We start from the raw sequence: 18,824 nt of genomic DNA, 5'->3' as shown, positions 1-18,824 counted from the left end.
GATTTCAAAGTAATTTTTAACATATGAGCGTAATAGACCCTGCCATTCTTGCCAAAGCTCAGAGCTGGCTGGATGGGAACATTGATCAAGAAACTAAATCACAGATTAAATCCCTTATAGAATCCAATCCCACGGAATTAGTAGATTCCTTTTATCAGGATTTGGAGTTCGGGACAGGTGGCCTGAGAGGCCTGATGGGTGTTGGGACGAATCGAATGAATGTTTATACTATCGGAATGGCCACTCAAGGATTGGCAAATTATCTTTTGAAGTGCTTTCCGGGAGAAGACATTAAAGTTGCCATTACCCATGACAGCAGGATTAATAATACGCTCTTCGCGATGACTACAGCGAATGTTTTGACAGCAAATGGCATCAAGGTTCTTTACTTCAAAGAAATGCGACCAACTCCAATGCTTTCATTTGCCGTAAGGCATTTTGGATGTAAAAGTGGAGTAATGATCACTGCTTCACATAATCCAAAAGAATACAATGGATACAAAGCATATTGGGATGATGGTGCGCAGGTTGTAGCCCCACACGATACCAATATTATCAAGGAAGTTCAAAAAATCACCTCTTTTGACCAGGTCAACTGGAACAAAAATGATTCTCTTTTTAGCTATATAGAAGAAGATTTTGATGCAATTTACTTAGAAAAGGTCAAGGCACTAAGTCTTGCTCCTGAAGAAATTCAGCAACAAAAGGATCTTCCAATTGTCTTCTCTCCTATTCATGGAGCTTCTGGAAAAATGGTTCCAGCGGCAATCAGAGCTTTTGGTTTTGAAAATATTCATGTGGTAAAAGAACAGGCTGAACCGGATGGCACTTTCCCAACTGTGGTTTATCCTAACCCAGAAGAAGCGGAAGCCTTAACCTTATCAGTAAAATTAGGAAAAGAAGTAGGCGCTGAATTGATTTTAGCCTGTGATCCTGATGGTGATAGATATGCAGCTGCCGTACCAAATGAATCAGGAGAATTTGAGTTATTGAATGGGAATCAAACTGGATCTCTTCTTACTTATTATCTCCTAAGTCGATGGAAAGAAGCAGGCAAACTTTATGGAAAGCAATTTATGGTCAATACAATTGTGACCACCGAATTGATCGATAGAATCTGTGAAGGATTTGATGTTAAATGTTTCTCAGTTTTGACAGGTTTCAAAAACATCGCAGCAATTATCCGTGATTTGGAAGGAAAAGAGACTTTCATCGGAGGTGGAGAAGAATCTTATGGATATTTGGTCGGAGATTTTGTTAGAGACAAAGACGGTGTAAGTGCTTGTGCGATGGTTGCAGAAGTTGTGGCCTATTATAAATCAAAAGGTAAAACTGTTTTTGATGTTTTGGCCGAGATTTATGAGCGCTTTGGCTTCTATAAGGAAAACCTGATTTCAGTTACCAAAAAAGGAAAAGATGGAGCTGAGCAGATTCAGGCATTAATGACTGATTTCAGACATCATCCACCAAAAGAAATGAATGGTCAAGCTGTGGAAAGAATTGTAGATGTGAAAGCAAGCACCATAACGCACGTAGCTTCTGGAAAAGTAGAAAAATTAGATTTGGACAAGTCCAATGTAATTCAATTCTATCTTGAAGATGGAAGTAAAATCTCTGCAAGACCTTCAGGAACAGAGCCAAAAATCAAATATTACTTCTCAGTTAATAAAGCGCTTCCTGATGTCACTGACTATAGAAAAGCAGAAAGTGAATTAAATGAAAGACTGGAAGGATTGAAAAGGTATTTCAGTTAAAATTCCAGACAATAGCAAAAAAAGCATCGACCCAAATCGATGCTTTTTTTATTTTCTTCTCCATAAAACATCCGCAAAATAGTTTTCGGAATCAGTAAAATTTTGAACTGGTACAAAACCGCCTTTTTCAGCTAACCTATCTATTTCACTCAAACTATATTTTTTACTTATTTCGGTGAAAATCGGCTCAAATGCTTCAAAATGAAAGGATTGATCTAATGCTTTTAAATTGATAGTCTGCTCTTGGAGAGATACTAAATAACTCCTGCATTCACCGCTAACTGGATCATAGCAAGGCCAATGTTTGAAAGAATTGACATCAATATCTCCATCCAATTCTTGATTGATACGATCCAGTAGGTTTAAATTAAAATCTCTGGTAATTCCCTTGGAATCATGATAGGCATCCAAAATTGTCTGAGGATCTTTTTTCAGATCAATCCCGATCAAAACAAAATCCCCATGTGTGGCCCCAATCTTTAAGTGATCTAAAATATCATAGGCTTCCTTCAAACTGAAATTCCCAAGATTAGATCCGAGAAATAAAATCAGGTTCGGTTTCCCATTATCCCAGAGTCTTTTTACCAAAGAACCTCTATAAGTATCTTCAATACAAGTCACACTAAGTTCGGGGAAATCAGAGTGTAAGGATTCTTTTAATTCTTGAAGAACAGAACCAGAAAAATCAATTGGGAAATATTGAAAATCCGCTTTTATATCTTTCAGGTATTTCAATAAGATTTTCGTTTTAAGACCATCTCCTGCTCCCAATTCCACTAGATTAAATGATTGACCTAAATTCAATACTGGTTCTAGAATCGACTCGTATTGAGTTTCAAAGATTTCAAATTCCTTTTTTGTCAAATAGTATTCCGGCAAAGCCATTATCTGTTGAAACAGCTTATCTCCTTTGGAATTATAGAAATATTTTGAAGGAAGTGATTTTGGTGAGGCACTTAAACCCAGCATAACATCTTGAGCAAAAGTCCCGAAATCTAAATTTTTTGAGCTCATATTAAATGGATTCGGCAAGTCGGATACCCATGAATTGCCATCTTAAATGTGGGTGAAAAAAATTTCTATAAGTTGGTCTGGAATGTCCTTCAGGAGTTGCTACAGATGCTCCTCTTAAAACCATCTGATTAACCATAAATTTCCCATTGTATTCTCCTAAAGCTCCTGGAGCAATTTTAAATCCAGGATAAGGCAAATAAGCAGAATTGGTCCATTCCCATCTACTACCCCAGCTAAAGTCTTTTTGGGCAATTTCCCATTCAAATTCTGTAGGCAAACGTTTCCCTTTCCAGTTGGCAAATGCAGCAGCTTCATAGAAATTCACATGTGATACAGGCGAATTCCAATTGATTTCTTTTCTGCCATCTAAGGTATAATAAGACCATTTTCCATCCTCTTTTTCCCAGTATAATGGAGATTTATGGTTTTGGGAATTCACCCAAGCCCAGCCTTCATCATGCCAAAGAATTGGATCTTCATAGCCCCCTGCATTGATAAACTCCAGATACTCTCCATTGCTAACCAAATTACCAGATATCTTACATGCATGAAGAAAAACCTTATGCCTGTTTAGTTCATTATCAAAGCAGAATCCTTCACCATCAAAACCTATTTCATAAACTCCCTCTTTAATCTCAACCCAATCCCCATCTGATTGATCCAGATATTCGCCAATATCCATGACTTTAGGTTCCAATGGATTATGCCATAAGCTGAATTTTAAATCAGTTACCAATAATTCTTGATGTTGCTGCTCATGATTTAAGCCCAAAACCACCAATTCCATAACCTTGGTATCTTTAATAGAAATAAGTGTCCTCATTTCCTCGTCCACATAATTCCTATACTCCAGTACTTCCTCAACAGATGGCCTGGTCATCAGACCTCTTTGATTTCTAGCTGTACGATTCCCGAGACTGTTGTAATAGGAATTAAATAGGAAGTTAAACTGGGGTTGTTTGACCACATAATCGGGCTGAAATGGAACCAAAATAAATTGTTCAAAAAACCAGGTAGTATGTGCCAAATGCCACTTTGGAGGGCTGACTTCTTCAGAAGCCTGAAGGCTAAAATCCTCAGTAATTAAATTCCTGCAAAGGAATAAAGAATGGTTTCTAACATGGTTGAATTGCTCTTCAATACTCATAAAAAATGATTTCAAAATTTTAAAATATGGAAATTACTCTTTTCCAACATGGAACAAAGCATCTCCTACATTGATTACAGGCAAATTATTAATACCAATAACATGCCCATTTGATAGTGCTTTGACAGGAATTTTCACTTGCCCGTAAGGATCTGAAATTTTTGCAAGAATCTGACCTTTCTTCACCTCATCGCCAAGCTTGATATTGGAATTAAAAATCCCGGAAGCTTTGGCTCGAATCCAGTCACTTTCCTTCAAAAAGATAGTCGATTGACTTTCCGGCCTTTCACTAATCATACCTAAGGAAGAAAGTAATCTTTTAGTTCCAAGCACACCTTCATCAATCGCAAAGTCATCCAATCTCATGGACTCTCCTCCTTCAAAAACTAAAATGTGCTTCTTAAGTCTATATGCAGACTTCCGGAATGACTTTTCAATGTATTTCGAATTAACAACGAAGTGGGTACCAAAAGATTTTGCGAGTTCCACCGCTACTTTATCCTTATAGTCAACACGGATTTGAGGGTAATTTGTCAGCATTCTTCCCCCGGTGTGAAAATCAATTCCATAATCAATTAAAGGAATTATTTCATTGCTTAATATATAGGCAATTCTAGAAGCCAAAGATCCTTTTTTGCTGCCTGGAAAACTCCTGTTTAGGTCTCTTCCATCAGGAAAAGTTCGACTATTTGAAAGGAATCCGTAAATGTTTACCAAAGGAATAATGATCAAAGTACCCTTGAGCAATTCCATATTTTCATCTACTTCCTCAAGGATTTTTTTTGCTGTGGCAATGCCGTTTATTTCATCTCCATGCACACCCCCAGAGATTAAAACTACAGGTCCTGGTTCTTTTGAGGATCTGATAAAAATCGGAAGATCAATTAAAGTATGTGTGGGAAGTTTGGCAATTGCCAACTCAATATTCAATTTTTGGCCGGGACGGATTCTAATCCCATTTATTACTAATTCTTTCATGAAAAGTGCTCAAAGAATGTAAATTTCATTTCTTATCTAGTCAAAACTTGTTTATTTCGCAATACAAATTTTTCTCCATGAATATACAAGAAAACATTTCCCTGAAGCCTTTCAACACTTTTAGTCTGGATAAAAAAGCAAGATTTTTTACCAGCGTCAACTCTAGAGAGCAATTGATAGAAGCGTTGATCTGGGCAAAAGGCAGAGGACTTGAAGTGTTTATTTTAGGAGGTGGAAGTAATATTTTATTGACACAAGACATTAACTCTCTTGTGATTAAAATTGAAATTTCCGGAATAGAAATAGTAAAAGAAGACGAGGAATTTGTTTGGGTTAAAGTAGGTGCTGGTGAAAACTGGCATAATTTCGTGCTTTTTGCCATCGAAAATGGATGGTCAGGAATTGAAAACCTTTCTTTGATTCCAGGTACTGTTGGTGCATCTCCCATGCAAAATATAGGAGCCTACGGAGTAGAAATTAAAGACGTTTTTGAAAGTTTAAAAGCGCTGAACAGAGCTACATTAGAGCAAAAAGAATTTAATGCGGAAGATTGTCGATTTGGTTATAGAGAAAGTGTTTTCAAACATGAATTGAAAGGTAAATTCATCATAACTTCTGTCACTTATAAGCTTCGCAAAAAACCAGTTTTCAATTTGGAATATGGTGCGATCAAAGAAACCTTAGCAGAATGGCCGGATAAAGAAGTTTCTCTAAAATCTGTAAGTGATGCAATCATCAAAATCAGACAATCCAAACTTCCAGATCCAAAAGTCATTGGAAATGCCGGATCATTTTTTAAAAACCCAACTATCTCTGAAGAATCCTGGAAAGCTTTACAAGAAAATTATCCTAGTATTCCTGGATACAATGTTCCTGATGGTGTAAAAATACCAGCAGCTTGGTTGATCGAACAAAGTGGTTGGAAAGGCAGAAAGTTTGGAGAGATCGGAGTCCATGAGAAACAGCCCTTAGTCCTAGTTAATTATGGTACTGGTGATGGTTTTGATATCAAGTTACTATCCGAAAAGATTCAGCATTCAGTTTTTGAGAAATTTGGAATTGAATTACACCCAGAGGTGAATTTCATTTAAATCAATTCATCGTGTACCGACAATTGGTGTGGGTATTTTTCAACTTGAACACCAAATTTCCTCAGAAAATCAACTCCTTCATCTGAACCAATTCCCTTATATTCTGCATAAGAGAACAAGTAGACGACTTTTGCTATTCCCATTGAAAATATAATTCTTGAGCAGGCAAGACAAGGAGAAAGAGTCACATAAAGCGTAGAACCTTCTACTGAGGTATTGTTTTTTACTGCGTAAAGAATTGCATTTTGTTCTGCGTGTAAGGCCAAGGAACAACTGCCTTTGCTATCTCTGGCACATCCTTTTTCTGGAAACTCAACGTCACAATTATGCGTTCCAGCAGGTGGGCCGTTATAACCAATTGAAATTATTCTAGTTTCTTTTGTTAAAACAGCTCCCACATGCTTCTTTATGCAATGTGATCTTTTGGCTAGGTTAACAGCCAATTCCATAAAAATATCGTCAAACTCAGGTTTATCCATCTTCAAAATTTTGTGCAAAAATAACAATGATTATTTCGCCAGTGCTAGTTTATGGAATAATCCTTCCTATTTCTTCGTTTAAATAGAAAAATTACATTCAGATAATTGAGATATTTTAGGTACCAAATAGTCTTTCAAAACAAATACATCACCCCTATGTCTGTTTTAAAAAAAATCTCTGTTTTAGGAATTATCGGCTTGATTTGCACCTCTTGCAGTTCAATCGACATATTTAAAGAAAATGCTGAAATTCCTATCCGCAAGCCCTATCAAACATTTGTCATCATCAATCAAGAAGTTGACATGAGAGGTTTTTCATCTCAGTTTATCGATGAGCAAGTACAAATTAAATTACAGGAGGAGCTAGAAAAAAGCGGGATGGTTTATGACAAAGAGCAACCTGATGTAGTGATCCGATATACCTCCAATGAAGATCGAAGACAAAGAACCAGTTCAAATTATTCAAATCCTTATCCGTATTGGGGATATAGAGTTTGGGATCCATGGGCAGCTTCTAGATATATGAATCCAAATTATGGTACAAAAACTACCAATTATGAATTGTTGCAGGTAATCGTAGATTTTATCGATCCCAAACAAGATAAATTTTTAATGACTTTGACTGGCGTAACTGAAGTCACAAGTCCCAAAACAAAAAGCAAGAGAGTTCTTTCTACCGTTGATAGGATCCTAGACACTTTTATTTCGGAGATTTCACAAGCAAAAGAATAATACAATTCATTCTAAAAATCAGGCATAGAGCTTGTAACTCTATTTAATAGCTAAAAGCCTTATAATTTATTTACAGCTATTCAAATCCATTGTTTGAATAAAGTAAAAAAGTCTACGATTTGGTTTGCTTTGCACCCAAAATAGCATTCAAACTAAAGATTCAAAATTGTTGGCATTTTATTTGTCTTTTAAGTAGATCATATTAATTTTGTATGATATTTATTGTTGTTCAGTTGCATATTTTTGCATTTTGATGTTAACCATAGTTCTCATAGACGATGACCCAATCAGTACATTTGTTACTGAAAAGCTCATTTCCAAAAACGTAAAAGAGCCGTGTCAATTCTATAAATACCAAAGTGCAAAAGCAGCTTTGAGTGAAATTTATAGTATTAAGCCAAACTATTTGTTTTTGGATTTAAACATGCCTGAAATGACAGGATGGGATTTTTTAGATACACTCGATACAGCAAAAAATGAGGCAAAAATCTACATTTTGAGTAGTTCTGTGGATGAAAGGGACATTACCAAAGCAAGTGAATACCAATATGTAAAAGATTATTTTTCAAAACCTTTAATAAAAAAATATATCAAATCTATTTTCAATTAATCTCAACTCCAGTGTTGATTTTTTAATAATTGAAAAATATTTTTTCGTAAATTTTGTATTGAAACAAAATAATAGTTCTGAAAAAAAATCAGAATTCTTGCTAAAATTCTCATAGTTAGGTATTAAAAAATCGTTTTTAATACCTCGTAAAATGAGAAGAAACATATTCAAAAATAATTCTGCAATACATTAAAAAAAAATTAATAGACAAGGTATTGTCGAAAATGAAATTTTAATTTAATTCGCAGCATAAAATTCATAACAAACTATTAAAACACTGATATGGAGGATTTTGAAGACGATTTCGAAGAATTTGATGACTTTGAAGAAACGGATGAATTCGAAAATGATTTCGAAGATGAATACGATCTAGACGAAGACAACGAATTCATAGATGACAACATCGTTGACTTTGATGAAGAAGATGACTTCGAAGAAGATTTCGACGATCTGGATTAAAGAATATTTACTTTAACTCCGCTCAGCTTTGGTAATTTCACCGATTGAAATTATCTTCGGCCATTGTTAAACTCAATGATATAGGAATTATGATTTTACTTGATGTTTTCAGTTCACCGATTGCCTTTGGAGCACAGACGTTTTTAACAATTGTATGTGTTTTGGTAGGATTAGGTGCAGGAATTTCAGCAATTGACGTAAGAAGTACTTTTTCAAAAAAGAAGTAATTCTAATTGATATAAATAAAAAAGGAGGTGAATATTCACCTCCTTTTTTATTTTAAAACCAAACCAGAGATGGTGTCCACTAAATTCCTCCTAGCAATAGTTTTCAAATCCGTTTGATTAAAGTCCAAATCCGGAAGACTTAAAACCTGATCAAAGCTCTCCTTTTCTGAAACTTCCCCTGAAGTAATCAAAACAATTTTTTTATTAAACTGCCTAGCTAATTTCAATAGCTCATAGCAAGCCTTTCCTGATTTTGACTGGCTATCATACCTTCCCTCTCCTGTTATAATCAAGTCACAAGTTTCAACCTTTTCCTTTAAACCAGTTTGCTCAAAAAAATAAGTCGCTCCTGTTTCTATTTTCGTTTCAAAAAAAGCTGATAAACCGGCTGCTATACCACCAGCAGCTCCAAAACCTGGTAAATCCTCAAATGATCGATTTGACTTTCGGTACATTAAGTCAAGTAAATATTCACATTGGTTTTCATAATTTTCTATTTCAGAAATTTTTAAACCTTTTTGAGGCCCAAAAACAGGGATTGCTCCTTCATTTCCGAAAAACAGATTTCTGACATCACATAAAAAAGTAAATCGAACTGGGGCAGTTTTTGGCGATCTCTGAATATGCTTGATTTTGAATAAAAAATCAGAAGAAAATGGAACCAGCTCTCTACCGTTTTTATTTAAAAACTGGAATCCTAAAGCTTGCAAAATTCCAATCCCAAGATCAATAGTAGCGCTTCCTCCTAAGCCCAAAACAATTTCTTGACATCCCTGAGAGATAGCTTCTTTGACAAGTATTCCAGTACCATACGTGGATGAAAGACCTATATCCAGTTCTTTTGGCTGAAGTTCACCCAAGCCTGAAACATTGGAAACATCTATTAGTGCTCTATTCCCATCCTTAAAAAAATAACCAATCGCTGGCCTTCCAACGGCATTTAAACTTAGAACCTTATTGGGAATTAGCTTTAACGATTCAGCTAAAAGTTGGCAAGTCCCATCTCCACCATCTGCAATAGGATGGAGATGGGACTTAATATTAACATGCTTATCATGTAACACTGAGGCAATAACTTCTCCTGCTTCCTTTCCGGAAAGCGTTCCTTTGAAAGCATTGGGAGCAATTAAAACCCTCACAATTACACGTTTTTCATTCTTTTGAAATAATCTTTAGAGGCCTCTTTAACTTTAGGAGCAAGATAGATCGTGGAAATCATTGTAGGGATTGCCATAATTGCATACATGCCATCTACGAGGCTAATTACCACCTCAAGAGAAGCAACAGCTCCCATGACGATGGTCGCTAAGTAAAAATAATTGTAATAATCAGCTTTCTTTGCCCCAAACAAATAATTAAAGCATTTGTGACCGTAGTAGGAATATGTGAACATCGTAGAAAGTGCAAACACCAAAACCGCTATCATTAAGAGGTATTTCCCAAACCCTGGTAATGCCATTTCGAAGGCATTCAAAGTCAATCTTACACCATCAGATTCTGTAGTTTGCCAAACCCCAGTCAGCATAATCACCAAAGCTGTCAAAGTACAAACCACAATTGTATCAATAAATGGCCCTAGCATAGCGATTAAACCTTCTCTAATCGGTTCGTTGTTTTTTGAAGCTCCATGAACCATTGGTGCTGTACCAATACCTGCTTCGTTAGAAAATGCTGCTCTTCTTGCACCTGTAATGATAACAGCTCCCACAGCTCCTCCAGCGATTGCTTCTCCTGTAAAAGCATCTTCGACAATCATCCATAACATGGCTGGAACTTCTCCCATGTATTTAAATACAATCAGCAATACAGAGATAAAATATAAAACCACCATAAATGGGACCATTTTAGATGCTACTGCAGCAATTCTCTTGATTCCTCCAAGAATTACTATCGCCACCAAGGACATCATTGTTACACCCAAAATCCATCGGGTAGATTGACCGAGGTCTATTCCCCCTAATACAAATCTGGAAGTATCTCCTCCATCTAGTCCGGCAGGAATAAAAATCACTGCTCTTAAAACCGCTGTTAATTGATTTGCCTGAAAGATTGCCAAAAGCCCCAAAATCCCTGCGGTACAAAAGATGACCGATAAAAATTTCCATTTCTTACCCATCCCTTCTTCTATCACATACATCGGACCGCCCTGCACTTCACCCGAAGAATCTTTTCCTCTAAACATGATCGCAAGACTACAGGTATAATATTTAGTTGCCATGCCAACGAATGCAGAAACCCACATCCAAAAAATAGCTCCAGGCCCTCCCATGTTAATGGCAATGGCCACACCACTGATATTTCCTAACCCTACTGTAGCAGCAATAGCTGACGATAAAGCTTGAAAAGAAGTGATTTGACCAGGTGCAAGATCATTATCATATTTCCCACTTAGTAAGCGGATTGCATGCCCTATTTTTCTAAATGGAATAAAACCAGAATGAAAAAATAAGATCATTCCACCACCCAGCAACATGATTAACATTGGAGTTCCCCAAATCCAGTTGCTGAAGGAAATAATTAAATCACCCATAAATTAATGTCTTGTACTATTAAGTTTTAATCTTAGAAATAAAGGTTGATAATAGCCCCAATTTGAGCAAAATCAAAGGTTTTTAATGTATATGGCAAATAAAAAACCCGAATACTTAAGAAAGTACCCGGGTTTCATTTCATGTAAATATCACCAATTCACCTTAGGTGATTTGTAATAATTAATACCATTTATATCCCATCTTTTACCTTGAACAGCGATTCTACGCTGAAAGTCACTCCATTCTCTTTTAGAAGTCGGAGTCCAAGCTATTTCGGCAATTGCAGCTAATCTTGGGAAAACCATGTACTCAATATCAGATCTATCTGTAATTGTCTCTGTCCATAATGGAGCTTCAACTCCGAATACATCTGATTTGGTGATTCCGTCAGCATAGTTTGCTGGATCCCACATGTATGCAGAATCTAATTCAATGTAAGCAGCCCAATGCAACCCTAATCTGGATGTAGAATCATATTGCATATCCAAATAAGCTTTTTTTGCTGGGGACATCAAGACCTGATTTCCTTGATCCTTGGCCAACTTTGCGTTTTCTGCCAAAGCCCAGAATTGAGCTACATTTCCTTTCAGCAACTTTGTAGTTGCGATTTCATCCCAACCGATGCTTGTCTTTCCATATTTGGCAGTGATTTCTTGAACTTTCTCTACAAAATAAATATAGTCGCCCTTTTCAGTGACATGAGATTCATCACCACCGATATGAAAATAAGGTCCAGGAGTAATTTCAGAAATCTCTCGGATGACATCGTCAATGAATTGATACGTGATCTCCTTATCTGTAGCCAAAGTACTAAAGCCAACTTCTATTCCTGTGTATAATTCTGCCGCCTGAGGGTTCTTATCCAAAATATCAAAATCAATCGTTCCTTCTTTCATCGTGGCAAAGTCCCCATCTGGCAAGTTTACACCAGGATTAATTTCACCATAGGAAGCCAAAGCTGCATTTGTATGTCCAGGCATATCAACTTCTGGCACAATTGTGATATAATTTTTAGCAGCATAAGAAACGATCTCCTTATAATCCTCCTGAGTATAGTAACCTCCTTCTCCACCGCCAACTTCAGTCTTACCTCCTATCGTTGTCAAATTTGGCCAAGACGTGATTTCTATTCTCCATCCTTGATCATCCGTCAAGTGAAGGTGCAAATAGTTTAATTTAAGTTCAGCCATTTGGTCAATGTAATGCTTTACATCTGCTACAGGGAAGAAATGCCTAGCCACATCTAACATGGAACCTCTATAAGCATAGTCAGGTTTATCTTCGATTTTCCCCGTTGGAATTCGCCAAGACTCTTGAACCATAGAGGTATTTTCGATTGCCACCGGAAATAGCTTAACAAAAGTCTGAATTCCATAAAATAGACCAGCTTCTGATGAAGCCGAAATCTTCACTGATGAACTTTCTATGTCCAATGAATAACTTTCTGAATTATCATTTCCTGTTAGAACTAATTGAATATCTCCTTCTTCTGTTCCCACAGGTAATTCATAACCTGTTGCAGGTCTCAGCTTTGATGCCAAAAAATCACCTAATCCTGATAAATTTTGAGAACTTCCAACTAACTGAATCGAAGCAGATTGAGTTAATTCAAAAGCACCAGAACCGGATTGGATATTGGTGGGTAATGGAATAATAGCAGCTTCTTCTAAGCTGTGAATAGGTTCCTGGCAACTAAAAACCAGCATTGACATCAGTGCCAAAACACCTAAAATTGATTTTTTCATGGTTTATTATTTTGCCTAAACTTACTTTATTTTTTTAAAAATCTTAAAGGTAGAAAACATATTTATTCGAATAAGCACTTTGAAAATCATAGTTTCCATGTTTAAATTGGAGTTTTAATTGTTTGTTGAAAAAATATTTAAACCTATTAGCAAAAAGAATTAAAATTTACGGCAGGCATTAATTATTTTACTTGCTCTTAATCAATAACCTAAAATAAGATGAAAAAGAAGGATCAAAGCTCTAGTAATTCACGAAGAGACTTCATGAAAACTTCTGCTACCGCACTAGCAGGATTTTATATTGTACCAAGACATGTACTTGGTGGACCTGGATTTATTGCTCCGAGTGATAAGTTAAGAGTGGCGAGTGTGGGTGTTGGTGGCATGGGAGGCGGTGATGTCCGTGGCATTTTTTCAACAGGAAAAGTAGATATGATTGCTTTGTGTGATGTAGATGATACAAGAGCCAAACAAAGCAGAGATGCTCATCCAAAAGCAGCATACTATAAAGATTTTAGAGAAATGCTGGAAAAAGAGGAGGGAAATATTGATGCAGTTTCTGTTTCTACTCCAGATCATATGCATGCTGTCATTGCTATGATGGCTATGAAAATGGGCAAGCATGTCTATGTTCAGAAACCAATGACCCATGATATTTACGAAGCCAGAATGCTTACTGAGGCTGCTGAAAAATACAAAGTAGTAACCCAAATGGGTAATCAGGGCTCCTCAGGTGATGGAGTTCGCAAAATGGTGGAATGGTACAATGCAGGATTAATTGGTGAAGCCACAAAAGTTTATTCCTGGACTGATAGACCGGTATGGCCACAAGGTATAAAATGGCCGTCTGAGCCAGTTACTCCTCCTTCAGACTTAGATTGGGATTTATGGTTAGGCACTGCTCCTTATAAAGATTATGTTGGTAACCTTGTTCCATTCAACTGGAGAGGATGGTGGGATTATGGTACTGGTGCATTAGGAGACATGGCTTGTCATATCATGGAACCACCATTCAGAGTTTTGGGCTTAAGTTATCCAAAATCTGCAGAGGCTTCTGTAGGATCTGTTTATGTGGGCGAATTCCAAAGAGGATACTTCCCAGAAAGCTGCCCTCCTTCTTCACATATCACATTGAGATTTGATAGACCTGGAAAAGAAGACTTAGAATTCCATTGGATGGATGGAGGAATTCAACCAACTAGACCAGAAGAATTAGAAGCAAATGAAATAATGGGTGATGGTGGAAATGGAGTTATCATAGAAGGCACTGAAGGTAAAATGATGTGCTCAACTTACGGAATCAACCCTCAACTTCTACCTACTTCCAGAACAAAAGAAATAAATGTTCCAGAGACACTTTATAGAGTACCAGGAGGAGATAGAGGTCATTATTCCAACTGGGTTGAGGCTTGTATCGGAGGTTATGGATCAAAAGAATTCGATCAATTAAGTTCGCCATTTTCAATTGCAGGGCCATTAACTGAGTCTGTATTGATGGGGAATTTAGCGATCAGAAGTTATGATTACCGTGTAGCAAGAGAAGGTGCAAATGGTCAATATGATTATCCTGGAAGAGGTATAAAACTTCTTTGGGATGGTGAGAATATGAAAATCACCAATTTTGATCCAGCGAATCAATTTGTCAAAAGAGAATATCGAGGAGATTATTCCTTATAATCAAAAAGAGGCTCTGATTAATTTCAGAGCCTCTTTTTTTTATTGAATCACTTCAAGTTCGACGCGTCTATTTTTTGATCTTCCAGACTCGGTGGCATTAGATGCAATAGGCCTTGTCCCACCCCATCCTGAGATTCTTAGATTTTCAAACTGCACACCCTTTTCAACCAAAAAATCACGGACACTTCCTGCTCTTTCGAGGGATAAACCCTTATTTAGACCTGGGTCTCCAACACTATCTGTATGACCATTAATCCTAATTTTAACAGTTGGATTGTTTACTAAAAACATCGCCAATTCTGTCAAGGATTTCTCTGTGTCAAGTCCCTCCAATTCAGATGTTCCTCTTTTGAAATTCACATTATCTAAAAGGAGGACACTACCTGGCTCCAATTTGGTTAATAGAACAACAGTTTTATCATTGGTTTTTAATTCATTTAAAGACATAGACTTAGGGAAGAATCCTTCAGCACTTACTTTAACTTCATCTATTCCATTAGAAACTAAATCTGAAACAAATAAAGAATCCTTATTTGGAAAGGAAACAGCCTCAGAACTCTTAAAAAATTCAAGATTGTAATCTAATTGCTTTTTGTTTTTAGCATCAATAACCAACCAAGAAACTGGCGTTTCAATCTTTTCAGTAGGTTGGGAATTTTCAACATTTTCCAATTGACTCAACTGGATTTCTGCTTTACCAATTGCTGTTTTTGGATAAATAGCATTTATCGATTCAGGTTGAGCTGATGTTGGTAATGCTTGCTGGATACTTTCTTTTGGAGGAGAAATAGCTGGAGGAGCTACAGAAAATTCGTTTGGAATCTCCAAAGGAATAATCGTCTCAAAGGTCATTAAATCTGCAAACCCATCACTATTCATGGTACTGGACCAAACGATTTCATTTTCATTGATGAAAGTGACAGACACTTCCGAACCCCTAGAACTTATCTGCTTCCATTTCACTGGTTTACTCCAGTCTTTCCAGCCTTCACCAGTTTTCTTGGCAATGAAAATATCTTTCCCTTCAGCCCCTTCATGCATATTTGAAGAGAAATAAAGTTGCTTCGTGGCAGGTTCATAAAAAGGACTCATTTCCTGTCCTTTTGTATTGATAGCTGATCCAAGATTGATAGGCTCAGCCCAATCGATCACTCCTATTTTTTCGCTTACGTACAGATCCTCATTGCCATAACTTTCTTTTCCTTTTCCTGATAGGAAAATTAATTTCCCACCATTGGCAACTCGACCTAATAATTGTCCTTCGAGGGTTTCTAGTCCTTTAAAATTAACCTGTCTCAAAAAATTCCAATCCTTACCGAATTTGGAATATTGATACATACCATTTCTTCCGGATCCTTTATGATAAACCAATAAAGTCAAAGGATCCTCTAGTCCTAATGCAAAATCATATCCATCAGTACTCAAATCTGCACGATGAATTGCTTCCTCCCAGACTCCTTCCTCATTCTTTTTGGTCATCCAAATGTCACCAGGATCTGTGACGCCACCGAGGTTTTCTGGATGAAATGCCCTACTGAAAAGTAGCACATTGTCTCCTACCCAGACGGGGTTTTGATCATCCTGTGGACTATTGGCGCCAGAAAGAGATTTTAGCTCCTGGGCATTTAGATCTATTTGAAAATAAAAAGCAAGTAGCAGGAAGCCACTTGCTTTTAGGTATGTTTTAAAATATTTATTCATTTTTTATTGACCCAATACAATGGCAAAAACCAGTGGGGCTACGATCGTTGCATCTGACTCAATAATGTATTTTGGTGTATCAATTCCTAATTTACCCCAAGTGATTTTCTCATTTGGTACAGCTCCTGAATAGGAACCATAAGAAGTAGTAGAATCTGAAATCTGGCAGAAATAGCCCCAAAGAGGCACATTATCTCTTTGCAAATCCTGATGCAACATCGGAACCACGCAAATCGGGAAATCTCCTGCAATTCCCCCGCCAATTTGGAAAAATCCAATAGTACTTTCGTCAGTTGCGGTATTTGTGTACCAATCTGCCAAGAAAATCATGTACTGAATTCCAGTCTTAACGGTATGCACATTTTTCACATCTCCACTGATCACGTGACCTGCAAACATGTTTCCAAGTGTAGAATCTTCCCATCCTGGTACAATAATCGGCAAGTTTTTCTTTGCGGCTTCTAATAACCAGCTATCCTTTGGATCGATCTGATAATACTGCTCCAACTTTCCAGAAAGCAAGATTTTATAGAAAAACTCATGAGGGAAATAAGACTCTCCAGCTTGGTCAGCCTTTACCCATTCTTCCAAAATCACATTTTCAATTCTTCTCATTGCTTCCATCTCAGGGATACAGGTATCTGTCACACGATTCATATGACGCTCTACCAAATCCTGTTCCTGAGCAGGAGTCAGTTCACGATAATTAGGAATTCTTTCATAATAATCATGGGCAACCAAATTGAAAACATCTTCTTCCAGGTTAGCTCCCGTACAAGTGATGATTTGAACTTTGTCCTGACGGATCATTTCAGCCAAGGAAATCCCCAATTCAGCAGTAGACATTGCCCCTGCCAAGGTAATCATCATTTTACCTCCATTATCCAAATGAGATTTATAACCTTCAGCGGCATCTATTAATGAAGCTGCATTGAAATGGCGGTAGTTGTGTTTTAAAAATTCCGTAATTTTCATTCGATCATATTTTCTTTAACCCTTCAAAATTACCTAAAATTTCAGCACAAAAAAACCCGGACAAAGCCGGGTTTTAAATCCATGTAATATGGGAAATATTATTTTGCTGTATCAGTAGAAGAACTGTTGTATTTTTTGTTTAATCCTTCGATCACAGATTCGGTTAAATCCAAAGCATCAGAGGCATACCAAACAGCACCACCTCTAGTGTATGAAAGGATCACGTCCAAAGAATTCTCCTCTGCATAAACCTTCAAATAGTCTTGAACTTGGATATACACTTCATTATAAAGATTTGACTCATCGATTGACAATTCCTGCATCAAATTATCTCTATATGTAATCAAGTTTTGTTGTTTTTTGCCAAGTTCATCCTGCTTTGCCAATGCCTGATTCTGAGTCATCGTATTTGCAGATTGCTGAAAGTTCGATACTTCTCTTTCAAAACCCTGAGCACGGCTCTGTAATTCACCTTCGAATTTTTTACCTTTTTCGGTAATCTCCTCTGATTTTTTGACAAAGTAATCGTATTTGTTAATTACAGAATCTGTATATACAAATGCTACTTTCAAATCACCGGTAGATGCGGTTGTTCCTGTAGAATTTGATTCTGATGAGGTTGTTGCAGGCTTATTACATCCATAGAAAAGCACTGTGGCCATACCTAGGATACCGAACAGTTTTAATCCTTTTTTCACTTTATTTTGATTATTGTTGACAAGGGCGCAAATATAAAGAAAGTATTGACTTTGCAAGCCCATATTGCATTATATAGGGTTAAATTGAGTTAAAGATTTAAAAAAATATTTCGTTGGCCAGACGATAAACCTGTGCATGTGCATCTATTATATCTTTTATCCTCGGAGAATAACCTCCTCCCATACAACACATGATAGGACTTTGAATACCCTTTCCGAATTCAAGTACGATTTTATCACGTTCTCGAACTCCATCTTGGGTTAATGACAACCTTCCTAGTTTATCAGATCCCAACACATCTACGCCAGATTGATAAAGAATAAAATCAGGCGTGAACTGAGATTGAATTTTTAACAAATTATCTTTTAAAAGCTTCAAATAAGTATCATCGTTGGTTTTATCGGGAAGCCCTATATCCAAATGAGACTTTTCTTTATGCATCGGATAATTTGACTGACCATGCATACTGAAAGTGAAAACTTCCTTAGAATTTTGGAAAATTTCAGCTGTGCCATTTCCCTGATGGACATCCAAATCAATTATTAAAATTCTACTAGCCAGATTTTTCTCCAACAAATAATTAGAAGTAATCGCAAGGTCATTTAAAAGGCAGAAACCTTCTCCCCGATCCGAAAAAGCATGATGTGTGCCACCGGCTATATTAAATGCAATTCCAAATTGCTTTGCATATTCAGCTGCCTGAATAGAACCTGTGGCAATATTAACCTCACGCTCCACCAAACTGTTGCTCAATGGAAAACCTGTTCTTCTGATCTCAGATTTAGATAAACTCAAGGATCTCAGTTTTTCCCAATATTCAGGCTGATGGGTGTTTACAATATATTTTACCGGAATGAAGTCCGGCTCAAAAAAATTTTCAGAACCAGCAGTTCCCTCATACTTTAACTGCTCCGGGAGTAGCGTGTATTTATCCATCGGAAATCGATGTCCGGCAGGTAAAGGGTGAGCATACAGAGGTGACCAAGCAATTTTAAGCATAAAAAA

18 protein-coding genes are annotated in these 18,824 nt (G+C 36.9%); 7 read left to right on the top strand and 11 right to left on the bottom strand.

What is annotated here, in order from left to right; genetic code table 11:
* Positions 1–23 precede the first annotated feature (23 nt).
* Positions 24–1,754, top strand: coding sequence for a phospho-sugar mutase (locus FHS59_RS18810; protein ID WP_184496959.1), 1,731 nt, complete (start codon positions 24–26; stop codon positions 1,752–1,754).
* 48 nt (positions 1,755–1,802) lie between these two features.
* Here the strand turns inward: FHS59_RS18810 and FHS59_RS18805 are convergent, their stop codons facing one another.
* Genes FHS59_RS18805 through FHS59_RS18795 form a run of 3 tightly spaced genes read right to left on the bottom strand, consistent with a single transcriptional unit; the run spans position 1,803 to position 4,893 of the window.
* A complete protein-coding gene (locus FHS59_RS18805; RefSeq protein ID WP_184496958.1) occupies positions 1,803–2,768 on the bottom strand; it encodes an L-histidine N(alpha)-methyltransferase in 966 nt (321 codons plus the stop codon).
* A gap of 1 nt (position 2,769) precedes the next feature.
* Positions 2,770–3,915: an ergothioneine biosynthesis protein EgtB gene (egtB, locus tag FHS59_RS18800; RefSeq protein WP_184496957.1), complete on the bottom strand. Its 1,146-nt coding sequence runs from the start codon at positions 3,913–3,915 to the stop codon at positions 2,770–2,772.
* 33 nt (positions 3,916–3,948) lie between these two features.
* Positions 3,949–4,893, bottom strand: coding sequence for a succinylglutamate desuccinylase/aspartoacylase family protein (locus tag FHS59_RS18795; protein ID WP_184496956.1), 945 nt, complete (start codon positions 4,891–4,893; stop codon positions 3,949–3,951).
* A 77-nt stretch (positions 4,894–4,970) separates the two neighbouring features.
* Here FHS59_RS18795 and murB point away from each other — a divergent pair, with 77 nt between their 5' ends.
* Positions 4,971–5,984 carry a UDP-N-acetylmuramate dehydrogenase gene (gene murB, locus FHS59_RS18790; protein ID WP_184496955.1) on the top strand — a complete coding sequence of 338 codons (1,014 nt, stop codon included), beginning with the start codon at positions 4,971–4,973 and terminating at the stop codon, positions 5,982–5,984.
* On the opposite strand, the gene FHS59_RS18785 is transcribed toward murB, so the two are convergent.
* Positions 5,981–6,463 carry a deoxycytidylate deaminase gene (locus FHS59_RS18785; protein WP_184496954.1) on the bottom strand — a complete coding sequence of 161 codons (483 nt, stop codon included), beginning with the start codon at positions 6,461–6,463 and terminating at the stop codon, positions 5,981–5,983. The two genes, murB and FHS59_RS18785, sit on opposite strands and share 4 nt — an antisense overlap.
* Before the next feature lie 156 nt (positions 6,464–6,619).
* On the opposite strand from FHS59_RS18785, the gene FHS59_RS18780 reads away from it, so the two are divergent.
* The 4 genes from FHS59_RS18780 to FHS59_RS18765 all read left to right on the top strand — a co-directional run bounded on the left by FHS59_RS18780 (position 6,620) and on the right by FHS59_RS18765 (position 8,491).
* Complete coding sequence (locus tag FHS59_RS18780; protein WP_184496953.1) at positions 6,620–7,195, top strand: DUF4136 domain-containing protein; 576 nt, start codon at positions 6,620–6,622, stop codon at positions 7,193–7,195.
* A gap of 253 nt (positions 7,196–7,448) precedes the next feature.
* Positions 7,449–7,805, top strand: a complete 357-nt coding sequence (locus FHS59_RS18775; protein ID WP_184496952.1) for a response regulator — start codon at positions 7,449–7,451, stop codon at positions 7,803–7,805.
* A gap of 282 nt (positions 7,806–8,087) precedes the next feature.
* Positions 8,088–8,264, top strand: a complete 177-nt coding sequence (locus FHS59_RS18770) for a hypothetical protein (protein ID WP_184496951.1) — start codon at positions 8,088–8,090, stop codon at positions 8,262–8,264.
* Between the two features lie 44 nt (positions 8,265–8,308).
* Entirely contained in the window at positions 8,309–8,491 is a 183-nt protein-coding gene (locus tag FHS59_RS18765; RefSeq protein ID WP_184497611.1) for a hypothetical protein, read from the top strand.
* Between the two features lie 47 nt (positions 8,492–8,538).
* Here FHS59_RS18765 and FHS59_RS18760 read toward each other — a convergent pair whose 3' ends face one another.
* The 3 genes from FHS59_RS18760 to FHS59_RS18750 form a co-directional block, all read right to left on the bottom strand.
* Positions 8,539–9,630, bottom strand: a complete 1,092-nt coding sequence (locus FHS59_RS18760) for a glycerate kinase family protein (protein ID WP_184496950.1) — start codon at positions 9,628–9,630, stop codon at positions 8,539–8,541.
* 2 nt (positions 9,631–9,632) lie between these two features.
* The gene (locus FHS59_RS18755; protein WP_184496949.1) at positions 9,633–11,021 is read right to left on the bottom strand and encodes an alanine/glycine:cation symporter family protein; all 1,389 of its coding nucleotides are present in this window, start codon (positions 11,019–11,021) and stop codon (positions 9,633–9,635) included.
* 150 nt (positions 11,022–11,171) lie between these two features.
* Entirely contained in the window at positions 11,172–12,767 is a 1,596-nt protein-coding gene (locus tag FHS59_RS18750; RefSeq protein WP_184496948.1) for a family 20 glycosylhydrolase, read from the bottom strand.
* Positions 12,768–12,986: 219 nt separating this feature from the next.
* Here FHS59_RS18750 and FHS59_RS18745 point away from each other — a divergent pair, with 219 nt between their 5' ends.
* Positions 12,987–14,444 carry a Gfo/Idh/MocA family protein gene (locus FHS59_RS18745; protein WP_184496947.1) on the top strand — a complete coding sequence of 486 codons (1,458 nt, stop codon included), beginning with the start codon at positions 12,987–12,989 and terminating at the stop codon, positions 14,442–14,444.
* Between the two features lie 39 nt (positions 14,445–14,483).
* Here FHS59_RS18745 and FHS59_RS18740 read toward each other — a convergent pair whose 3' ends face one another.
* The 4 genes from FHS59_RS18740 to FHS59_RS18725 all read right to left on the bottom strand — a co-directional run bounded on the left by FHS59_RS18740 (position 14,484) and on the right by FHS59_RS18725 (position 18,818).
* On the bottom strand, positions 14,484–16,145 hold the full coding sequence (locus tag FHS59_RS18740; protein ID WP_184496946.1) for an OmpA family protein: 1,662 nt from the start codon (positions 16,143–16,145) through the stop codon (positions 14,484–14,486).
* Positions 16,146–16,148: 3 nt separating this feature from the next.
* Positions 16,149–17,120, bottom strand: a complete 972-nt coding sequence (locus FHS59_RS18735; RefSeq protein WP_184496945.1) for a deoxyhypusine synthase family protein — start codon at positions 17,118–17,120, stop codon at positions 16,149–16,151.
* A 98-nt stretch (positions 17,121–17,218) separates the two neighbouring features.
* Positions 17,219–17,818 carry an OmpH family outer membrane protein gene (locus tag FHS59_RS18730; RefSeq protein WP_317168214.1) on the bottom strand — a complete coding sequence of 200 codons (600 nt, stop codon included), beginning with the start codon at positions 17,816–17,818 and terminating at the stop codon, positions 17,219–17,221.
* Positions 17,819–17,915: 97 nt separating this feature from the next.
* Positions 17,916–18,818 (bottom strand): histone deacetylase family protein, encoded by a 903-nt coding sequence (locus FHS59_RS18725; RefSeq protein ID WP_184496944.1) that lies wholly within the window; start codon positions 18,816–18,818, stop codon positions 17,916–17,918.
* Positions 18,819–18,824 lie beyond the last annotated feature (6 nt).

This window comes from Algoriphagus iocasae, from assembly GCF_014206875.1.
Taxonomy (GTDB): domain Bacteria; phylum Bacteroidota; class Bacteroidia; order Cytophagales; family Cyclobacteriaceae; genus Algoriphagus; species Algoriphagus iocasae.
The sequence above is the reverse complement of the archived record's forward strand: the minus strand, read 5'-3'. Positions and strand labels throughout refer to the sequence as shown.

What these genes read in the sequence shown, in the direction of transcription:
- FHS59_RS18795 (WP_184496956.1), bottom strand. Translation starts at nt 4,893, where the DNA reads ATGAAAGAATTAGTAATAAATGGGATTAGAATCCGTCCCGGCCAAAAA.
- egtB (WP_184496957.1), bottom strand. Translation starts at nt 3,915, where the DNA reads ATGAGTATTGAAGAGCAATTCAACCATGTTAGAAACCATTCTTTATTC.
- FHS59_RS18775 (WP_184496952.1), top strand. Translation starts at nt 7,449, where the DNA reads ATGTTAACCATAGTTCTCATAGACGATGACCCAATCAGTACATTTGTT.
- FHS59_RS18755 (WP_184496949.1), bottom strand. Translation starts at nt 11,021, where the DNA reads ATGGGTGATTTAATTATTTCCTTCAGCAACTGGATTTGGGGAACTCCA.
- FHS59_RS18725 (WP_184496944.1), bottom strand. Translation starts at nt 18,818, where the DNA reads ATGCTTAAAATTGCTTGGTCACCTCTGTATGCTCACCCTTTACCTGCC.
- FHS59_RS18780 (WP_184496953.1), top strand. Translation starts at nt 6,620, where the DNA reads ATGTCTGTTTTAAAAAAAATCTCTGTTTTAGGAATTATCGGCTTGATT.
- FHS59_RS18740 (WP_184496946.1), bottom strand. Translation starts at nt 16,145, where the DNA reads ATGAATAAATATTTTAAAACATACCTAAAAGCAAGTGGCTTCCTGCTA.
- FHS59_RS18810 (WP_184496959.1), top strand. Translation starts at nt 24, where the DNA reads ATGAGCGTAATAGACCCTGCCATTCTTGCCAAAGCTCAGAGCTGGCTG.
- FHS59_RS18805 (WP_184496958.1), bottom strand. Translation starts at nt 2,768, where the DNA reads ATGAGCTCAAAAAATTTAGATTTCGGGACTTTTGCTCAAGATGTTATG.
- FHS59_RS18750 (WP_184496948.1), bottom strand. Translation starts at nt 12,767, where the DNA reads ATGAAAAAATCAATTTTAGGTGTTTTGGCACTGATGTCAATGCTGGTT.
- FHS59_RS18785 (WP_184496954.1), bottom strand. Translation starts at nt 6,463, where the DNA reads ATGGATAAACCTGAGTTTGACGATATTTTTATGGAATTGGCTGTTAAC.
- FHS59_RS18735 (WP_184496945.1), bottom strand. Translation starts at nt 17,120, where the DNA reads ATGAAAATTACGGAATTTTTAAAACACAACTACCGCCATTTCAATGCA.
- murB (WP_184496955.1), top strand. Translation starts at nt 4,971, where the DNA reads ATGAATATACAAGAAAACATTTCCCTGAAGCCTTTCAACACTTTTAGT.
- FHS59_RS18770 (WP_184496951.1), top strand. Translation starts at nt 8,088, where the DNA reads ATGGAGGATTTTGAAGACGATTTCGAAGAATTTGATGACTTTGAAGAA.
- FHS59_RS18745 (WP_184496947.1), top strand. Translation starts at nt 12,987, where the DNA reads ATGAAAAAGAAGGATCAAAGCTCTAGTAATTCACGAAGAGACTTCATG.